This is a genomic window from Pseudomonas sp. UBA5568, assembly GCF_002425525.1.
Taxonomy (GTDB): Bacteria; Pseudomonadota; Gammaproteobacteria; order Pseudomonadales; family Pseudomonadaceae; genus Aquipseudomonas; species Aquipseudomonas fulva.
In genome coordinates this window covers 1-231 of record NZ_DIMK01000015.1, presented here as the reverse complement: position 1 = coordinate 231, position 231 = coordinate 1, and the positions used below count along the sequence as shown (strand labels likewise).

The following is a 231-nucleotide window of genomic DNA, read 5'->3' as shown; positions in this document are numbered from 1 at the left end:
CGAGCCGGCCAGCGATGAAATTACCGACGCCGAGTTCGAGTCGCTGCTGGATCAGTTGCATGGTAAAGGCACGTTCCAGGCCGATGCCTTGCCCGCAGCCAAGGCGGCGGCGCCTGTCGAGCAAACATCTGCCATCCCTGGCGACGACATCAGTGAGCACGAGTTCGAGGCGTTGCTGGACCAGCTGCATGGCAAGGGCAAGTTCAATGGCGACGTGGCTGCCGTCGATGC

General features: G+C 62.3%; 1 pseudogene. It reads left to right on the top strand.

Going from position 1 to position 231, the window contains the following annotated elements:
- Positions 1-231 (top strand): annotated as a pseudogene (locus B2S33_RS04625) (chemotaxis protein CheA); the annotation flags it as partial.